We start from the raw sequence: 1,234 nt of genomic DNA on the forward strand, positions 1-1,234 counted from the left end.
CGCCCTCCTGCGAGAGCATTCGTGATCAGCTGGGTGATGGCGGGTGGTCAACCGCCATGCTGCGCACCGGTGTGTGCCCGCCCGATTATGCGGAGTACAACTGGCAACTGAGCGGCACTTCACTCACAGATATGGAGTTCCGCAACCAACTGGGCAGTTTCATGAGTTACTGTATTCGGTATGATCGGCAGCCGACGGTGCTTGCCTACGGAACCTGGTCTACCATGCGCAGTAATCTGGGTCGGGTGCCGTTTCTGGCGGCGGTGCGCGCGAAGTACGGGTCGTGGCATACCGCCTTGCAAGTGGGCCGCACAATGGTGACCGATGCCCTGCAGATGACGAAGAGTGAGGTCGCGCCGGTGCGGGTGCCACCGCATCCGCCCAGTATTTCGCCCGAGCAGCTTGCGGTGCAGGGTATTGGGGTTGTGAAGTCTGAGCAAACGGTTTCTGCCCGCGACCGTTGGGACGAGGTAGCGAACTCACTCGGTCAGCGTTTGGCGAGTCTGCCCTGGAGCAGGCATCTGCGCACCTACTATGTGCTCACGGGTGCCGCGAATGCTAACGCGATGCCGCTTGTGTGCATCTACCGTTCCCCCGCCGGGTTCCTGTGCGAAATTGCAATGGAGGCTGAGGTTCTGCCCAAGTTCAGTACCGACTACCTGCGTTCGCACGGGTGGGCGGCGCCGACCCCCATGCAGCCTATGTGGAACCGGAATGTTTTTGACCCTCATGAGGCCGCGCAGGATGTGGTGCAGGCGATGCGCTGGGGTATGGGCTGTTCCCGTTGGGACTACTACCGCACAGATGACCTGGTGTTGGATGCCGAGGATACCTCGGGTACCGAGGCCGGTTAGTCATGGGTGTATCCCTATCACGCTAAAAGGCTCTTGATGTGAATAAAGCGTTAGAAACGCCGCCCTATTCACATCAAGAGCCTTTTTATACCGGAAGTAATGTGGAACAGATAACCGCCGAAGTGTCTTTACTTATTATTCTTCGGTGCCTTCATATCCACCACCGGATGCGACTGCGTAATGCTGGTCTCCGGGATTTCGGGGTTGATGCTGTTCTTCACAAACCACCCGATAGTCAGCAGGATGAACCAGATGGGCATGAGCATCAGACCGGTGAGAGTGTCTTTATCGGTAGCAAGAATCCCGATAATGAAAGCGAAGAACGCCAACACGATCCAGCATGCTGCCACGCCGCCGGGCATGGGATAGGTGGTTTCCCG

Annotated in this window: 1 protein-coding gene and 1 pseudogene; one reads left to right on the forward strand and one right to left on the reverse strand. The window is 57.8% G+C overall.

Annotation, left to right across the window (positions count from 1 at the left end; translation table 11 throughout):
- Window positions 1-854: TY-Chap domain-containing protein (locus tag HMPREF2554_RS02440; protein WP_070553839.1), on the forward strand; the 854-nt coding region annotated here is incomplete at its 5' end.
- 128 nt (window positions 855-982) lie between these two features.
- Here HMPREF2554_RS02440 and HMPREF2554_RS02445 read toward each other — a convergent pair.
- Window positions 983-1,234: pseudogene (locus HMPREF2554_RS02445) on the reverse strand (D-serine/D-alanine/glycine transporter); the annotation flags it as partial.

Source organism: Rothia sp. HMSC071F11 (assembly GCF_001809115.1).
GTDB classification, from domain to species: Bacteria; Actinomycetota; Actinomycetes; order Actinomycetales; family Micrococcaceae; genus Rothia; species Rothia dentocariosa.